At 67.4% G+C, this 6,196-nt stretch carries 6 protein-coding genes; all 6 read right to left on the reverse strand.

The window, feature by feature from the left end:
• Positions 1-5: 5 nt before the first annotated feature.
• Complete coding sequence (locus ABCR94_RS26280; RefSeq protein ID WP_347122482.1) at positions 6-1,319, reverse strand: TadA family conjugal transfer-associated ATPase; 1,314 nt, start codon at positions 1,317-1,319, stop codon at positions 6-8.
• Positions 1,316-2,155 carry a hypothetical protein gene (locus ABCR94_RS26285; protein WP_347122483.1) on the reverse strand — a complete coding sequence of 280 codons (840 nt, stop codon included), beginning with the start codon at positions 2,153-2,155 and terminating at the stop codon, positions 1,316-1,318. Before ABCR94_RS26285 ends, ABCR94_RS26280 begins: the two co-directional genes overlap by 4 nt.
• Positions 2,156-2,218: 63 nt before the next feature.
• On the reverse strand, positions 2,219-2,851 hold the full coding sequence (locus ABCR94_RS26290) for a hypothetical protein (RefSeq protein WP_347122484.1): 633 nt from the start codon (positions 2,849-2,851) through the stop codon (positions 2,219-2,221).
• A 461-nt stretch (positions 2,852-3,312) separates the two neighbouring features.
• Positions 3,313-4,347 (reverse strand): hypothetical protein, encoded by a 1,035-nt coding sequence (locus ABCR94_RS26295; protein ID WP_347122485.1) that lies wholly within the window; start codon positions 4,345-4,347, stop codon positions 3,313-3,315.
• Positions 4,332-5,009, reverse strand: a complete 678-nt coding sequence (locus ABCR94_RS26300) for a hypothetical protein (protein WP_347122486.1) — start codon at positions 5,007-5,009, stop codon at positions 4,332-4,334. The genes ABCR94_RS26295 and ABCR94_RS26300 overlap by 16 nt, the downstream gene beginning before the upstream one ends.
• A 249-nt stretch (positions 5,010-5,258) precedes the next feature.
• Complete coding sequence (locus tag ABCR94_RS26305; RefSeq protein ID WP_347122487.1) at positions 5,259-5,936, reverse strand: hypothetical protein; 678 nt, start codon at positions 5,934-5,936, stop codon at positions 5,259-5,261.
• Between the last annotated feature and the right edge of the window lie 260 nt (positions 5,937-6,196).

The raw sequence follows: 6,196 nt of genomic DNA on the forward strand, positions 1-6,196 counted from the left end.
AGCGTTCACCCCCAGGTCCCGGACGGCCGGTAGCCGTAGGCGCTCAGTTCTTCCACGCAGGAGATGGGCGCGTGGGCCACCACCCGCCCGTCGGGCGTCTCCTTGAAGATCTCGCTGGACAGGACACGTCCGTCCACACCGTTGACCTCGCGCACCGAGGTGACGACTCGGTTCAACTTGCCGCCCCGCTCGTAGTCGTTGCGCCGCTCCACGAAGACGACGAAGTTGACCGCGCCGGCCACCAGCATCTGGCTGGCCTCGATGGGCAGCCGCTCGGCGGCCTGCAGCGCGTAAGTGGAAATACGGTTGAAGACCTCGCTTGAGCTGTTCGCGTGGATCGTCGACAGCGAGCCGTCGTTGCCCTGCGACATGGCGTTGAGCATGGTGACGATCTCGTCGCCGAGCACCTCACCGACGATGACCCGTGAGGGGTTCATACGCAGTGAACGGCGCACCAGCTCCGCCATGGCGATCGCGCCGTGCCCTTCGGAGTTCGGCAGCCGCTCCTCGAACGCCACGACGTTGGGGTGCAGTTCGGGGAACTGGTCGAGGCCGAGCTCCAGCGCCCGCTCCACGGTGATCAGACGTTCCTGCGGCGGGATCTCATTGGCCAGGGCCCGCAGCAGCGTCGTCTTGCCCGAGTTGGTGGCCCCCGCGATCATGATGTTCTTGCGCGCCCGGACCGCGCAGGCCAGGAAGTGGCCCAGCTCCGGGGTGAGCGTCTGGTTGCCCACCATGTCCGACATGAAGACCTTGCCCATGCGGGCACGCCTGATGGACAGCGCGGGGCGGCGCGTGACGTCCATGACCGCGGACAGTCGCGAACCGTCCGGCAGTCGCAGGTCGAGCTGCGGGTTGGCGGAGTCGAAGGGGCGCGAGGACAGACCGGAGTACGCGCCGAGCACCTGGATGAGCTCTACGAGTTCCTCGTCGGTCTCGGCGACCGGATCGCCCGGCGCCTCGCGCCCGTCGGCGTAACCGATGAACACCTGGTCGCAGCCGTTGATGTCGATGTTCTCGACCTGTGAGTCGTCGAGGAGCGGCTGGAGGCGGCCCACGCCGAAGAGCGCGGCGTGCACGGCCGCCGCGTACTGCTCCTCGGTCGGCGCGTCGAGCGGCGTACGCCCGGCGTTGACCTCGGCGCGCGCGTAGCCCTCCAGGATCTGGGCGATGACGGCGCGGGCGTACTGCCGCTCGTCCTCGCCCGACATCGGGGAGACACCCGACACCTGGTCGATGCGCCGCTGTTCGGCGATACGGTCGCCCGCCTCCTGGCGGAAACGTTTGACCAGCTGGTGGTCGACGACACCGGCACTCAACGGCCGACCGTCCCTGTCACTCCGGCGGCGGGCGCGGTCCAGGCCGCGCCGAACTGCTGGTTGATGTCCCCGACGACCTTGCGGGCCGAGCGGATCAGCAGCGACTTGTCGAGCCTGCCGCGCTTGCGTCCCGCCAACTGCTCGGCGCCGGCCGGGTCGTGGGCGATGGAACCGACGACCCGCGCCCCGGTCTGGGACCCGACCAGCATGTCGTTGACCTGGTTGGAGAGCTTCGCGGAGCTGCCGGGGTCGGCGACGAGGACAATGCCGATGAGCGTACGGGCAAGAGTGGCGGGCCCGCGCTGCGCGCCGTGCAGCCGGGCGGCAAGGGCGCCGGCCCTGTCCCGTACGCGGGCCAGGTTCTCCGGCTCCGTACGGGCGACGAGCAGCACCAGGTTCGCGTGCGGCAGCAGCTCGACGGTCGGGGAGTCCGCGCCGATGCGACCGCAGTCGGCGATGACATCGGCGGCGCCGTACGGGGAGTCGGCGAGCGCGGCGAAGGAGTGCCCGAGCATCGGCCACTGCCCGGCGAGCCCGGCCGCGTGCTCGGAGGACCCGAGCCCGACCAGCACGTCGAGGCCGCCGGACATGGGCTGCGCGTGGTCCCACAGCTGCTCGGCGGCGAGCCCGCGGCGCGCGGTGGCGGCGATGGACAGCATCCCGGTATTGGGGTCGAGCGGGCCGCCGTGCGCGGCGGAGCTGCGGTAGACGAGGTCACCGCCGGAGGGGTCGGTCTCGGCGAGCAGCACCCGGCGCGGCCAGACGGCGGCGAGCGCGACTGCGGTGGTGGTGACGCCGGGGGATCCCTTGTCAGCGGCGATTGCGATGAGCGCCATGATGCCTACCTACGTCCCTGACTCTTCTGGTATGCCGGAGCTGGTATGCCGTAGCGCACGGGCTCAGTTGCCGGCCGAAGCCGGTACGAGGACAAGCGCGACCTCACCGGCCGCGGCGGCGTCGGCGACCTTGGCGGCGTCGGCCTGGTCGACGATCACCGAGACGGGCAGCGAGCTGGAGCTGACGAGCTCGTCGCCGGAGCTCCTGGCAACGTCCTGGACCTTGGCGCTCTGCACGAGCAGCGAATTGGCGCCCGCATCGCCGGCGGAGCCGGTGGAACCAGAGGAGCTGCCGCCGGAGGTCTTGGCGCCGACTCGGTAGATGGAAACGGTGGAGCCGTTCTTGAGGGCGCCGCCCGCGGGGTACTGACCGGCCTTGAGGGCAACACCGACGGCGGACTTGCCCGCGGGCAGGCCCTTCTCGTTGGTCAGCATCTTGGCGATCAGCAGCGTGCCCGGGATCAGGTCCACCGCGGCCACGTACTTCGGCATCAGCGAGACCTCGTCGGCCTTCACGTACCGCATGGCCTTGTCCTCGGCGACCAGCACCGTGGTGTAGGCACCCCGCTCGATGCGCTCGCCCGCGGAGACGTCCTTGGTCACCTTCAGCACCTCCACCCGCTCGCCCGCGCGCAGCACCAGCACGGTCGCGCCGAGCGCGCCGATGAGGATGAGCAGCACAGCGAGGGCGGCCAACGCCGGTTTACGTTCGCGAGGAGCCGACGGCAGTCGTTCGCCAACCGGTCCACCGGGCGCGGAAACCCTGTTGTTCCCCGCCCCGGCACGCTCCTGGATCTTCACGCCACTCCCCGCACATACCGGCCTGAATTAAGGCACTTACTGCAATTTGAGACTGCTCACGCGCGCAGTGGACACAGCGCGGACGACCGTCAAGTCAACGCACCGTATCAGCAACACATAAGCCCCTCAAAGCACTCCAATAATCCTGAATCGCACACACCACAACCCGCATATGCGAACGAATCACCTTCTATGTGAGCGGGCCAACAACCCATTGGGCAGAGGCGGGCGGCCTTTCCACACAGAACCCCTACAGATGGACGGGCTCTCGTCCGCCGCGCGGGGGAGCGATCAGTCTCGGCCACTCCCCCGTGGCCCCTCCCCGGCGGCCCCTCCACCGCGGCCCCTCCACCGCATCAGCGGTTGATGGCCTGGATCTCCTTGACCGACACGTCCTGCTCGTACGTCGACAGGCCGCCCGGCAGACCGGGCTGCTGGACCGGACCGTCGGGGTCGGCCGAGTCGGTCCAGGTCACCTCCCAGGTGAGCGACGCCTTGAAGGGGTACGAACCGTCACCGGACGACCTGCGGTAGGTGACATTGCACCCGGCGCCCTCGCTGTCGACCCGGTAGCCGCCCTCGGCCTTGACCAGGTCGTACGTGCAGGACTGCGGATCCGCGTCCGCGGTGCCGGCCTCGACCTTCAGCGCCACCGGGGTCGCCACCGTCGTCGCGGCCATCTGGACGCCCTTGTGGTTGATGCTCGCGGTCGTCCAGATCCGGTCCAGGGCGCCGCCCTCGAACTTCACACGCGTCGGCAGATTCACCACCAGCCGGTCCGCCTTCGGGCTCAGCTCCACCGGCGGAACGGGCAACTTCGTTGAATTGAAGGCGAGTTCCGAGAGCATCTGCGGGGTGATGGCATTGGGGTCCGGCTCGGGCACGGCCGGCGGGACCCAGATCTCCCAGTTGTCCGTGTCGACCGGACACGCCTTGTCGTACTCCCCGCCGCGGAAGGCGACTTTCCACCACAGGCCTTTGTCGCCCTTGTGGAACTTCTCCTTCTTCCGCCCTTCGGAGTACTCGGCGGCCTCACCCTGCGAGCCGCCGTAGGCGTCCTTGATGAACTCCTCGTACTCCTCCGGCGTGTACTCGGGCTCGTACCAGCACACCGGCGGAGACCAGTTCGTGTCCGCCGTGGTCACCGGGGTCCCGGAGTCGTTGTTGTTCGCGCTCCTGCTCAGCTTGATGTGCGCGCCGATGGACCCGTCGCCGGACACCGCACCCTTGTCGGGCTGGGGGGTGTCGGACGTGCCGCCGGACGACCCCCCGCTTCCGCCAACCCTGTCCTCGTCGGCCTGTGCAGGGGCGGCGACGGCGAGAGAAACCGCGCAACTCATGGCTATGGCCGTGCCCGCAGCCCAGCTGCGCGGCATCATCCGCGCACGCATGACTCAGCTGCCTTCTTCCACTCGAACTGCCGCACCTGCCAGTCCCCCTTCGCGTTCTTCTGTGCTTCAAGCTTCGTTTCGACGAAGGCGTCCTTGCTGGACTTGGTGCGTATTACCTTGCCGGACTTGATCTCTTTACCGAACGCCTTGCGTTGGTCTTCGCAGTAACGAGCCGTCGCCACCTTCCCATTCAGGTCCCTGACCTGCAGCCCGTAGTACTCGTACTGCCCCGTGACGGTGCGATCCCGGTCCCGGTATTTCTTGATCTGTTTGCCCCAATAGGGGGAAGCCAGCCCGGTGTAGTACCGCTGCATATTCGCCGTATAGCCGTCACCCTTGGCGAATGCTTCGATCTGGGCCTTGGCCGCATATCCGACATCCCGCAGGACCTCGTCCTTCTTCGGGTCGCCGGTCTGCGCCTTCTCGATCGCGACTGTGACGTCCTGCGGGAGATCAAAGGCAGGGGCGCCCTTCTCCGGCGTGTCCGACGTGGACGGATCCGCGGACGGCGACTTGCTCTCCCCGACGTCCGCGCCACTGATCTTGCCGCTATCAGATGCGTCCGAGCCGCCTGAACCGTCACTACTACAGGCGCTGATGGCGAGGAGGCCCGCGGCGGCGAGGCAGGCCGCGTTCGTCCGCTGTCGCGTGATCAACATCATTACTTGTCCCCAAGATCGGTCAGCGAGGTGCCGATCGATGATGGCACGGACGTTCCCCACCATGAGTGGGAGCCTCTCGGGGCTCGCCATTTGTGACGACCGTTGGCCCGCCGCCCGAGCATTCAGTGCCACGAACGGCTGCCCGGCATGCGGAAACTTGGTGTCGGCCCCCGCATTTCGCGGGAGCCGACACCACCGTGTTCTACATCCCCTGCCTGCGGCTGAGCAGGCCGGCTACGGGGCGTCGGCTCACTTGTTCTGGAACGTCCACGCGAGCGTCTTGCCGCTCTCTTCCGCCCAGCGGACCTCAATGGCCTTCGAGTCCTTGGGGATCATGTACGTCTCACAGATCGTGTAGCTCTGACCGATCTTCCAGTTCTCAATTTCGGTGACCGCGCTACATCCGTTCGTGTCTTCGGCGGAGCCAATAAGCAAGCCGCCCCGGGTGCCGTCCGCGTAGATCTCGGTCTCGTCACCAACATCAGGGGATTTCTTGACGACGCCACCACCGGTGTTGGTGAACTTCACGTGCGCGACTGCCACGACCAGGCCTTCGGCGTCCTTCGGGTCAGAAACCAGCTTCTGGGCCTCGGCCTCCGTCCCCACCTCGACCTTCTGCGCAGCGATCTTGTAAGTGAACTTCCCGGTGTCTTCCTTGAAGTCCACGGTGCTGCTCTCACCGGGCTTGAGACTGGCGCCGGCTGCCGAGTCGTCCCCGGCCTCCTCCGGTTCGGTGCCCTCGGATGCACCGTTCGCCGGCTTGGGGTCGGCCTTCCCCTTGTCGTCCGACGAGCTGTCGGTAGGGCCACAAGCGGTCAGCGCGAGAGCCAGCAGGGCGATGGGTGCAGCGGCGCGCAGCACGTTCTTTTTGCGAAGCAAAACAGTCTCCTCATAGACGATCAGCCCCTCACACCGGGCAGATGCCACAGCATGATCGGCGTCCGGCGAGCTTAGGAGTCGACTCACAGCGTCCCGGCGCAGGGGACGCAGCTTGAGGCACAACTCACACCACATGGGCACCGAACCCTTCCAAATCGCAGCCGCAGAAGGCCATCGCCGTCGTATACCGCGTCACCACCCCCGCCCGGAGTCCGCCGATTACCGCCCTTTGACCTCATCGGATACGGCTTCATGCTTCACGCCGAGATCTGCGCGTTCCGGCAGGGTTTGTGACCTCATAGGCTCCT

The sequence above is a fragment of the Streptomyces changchenzhani genome, assembly GCF_039766235.1.
Taxonomy (GTDB): Bacteria; Actinomycetota; Actinomycetes; order Streptomycetales; family Streptomycetaceae; genus Streptomyces.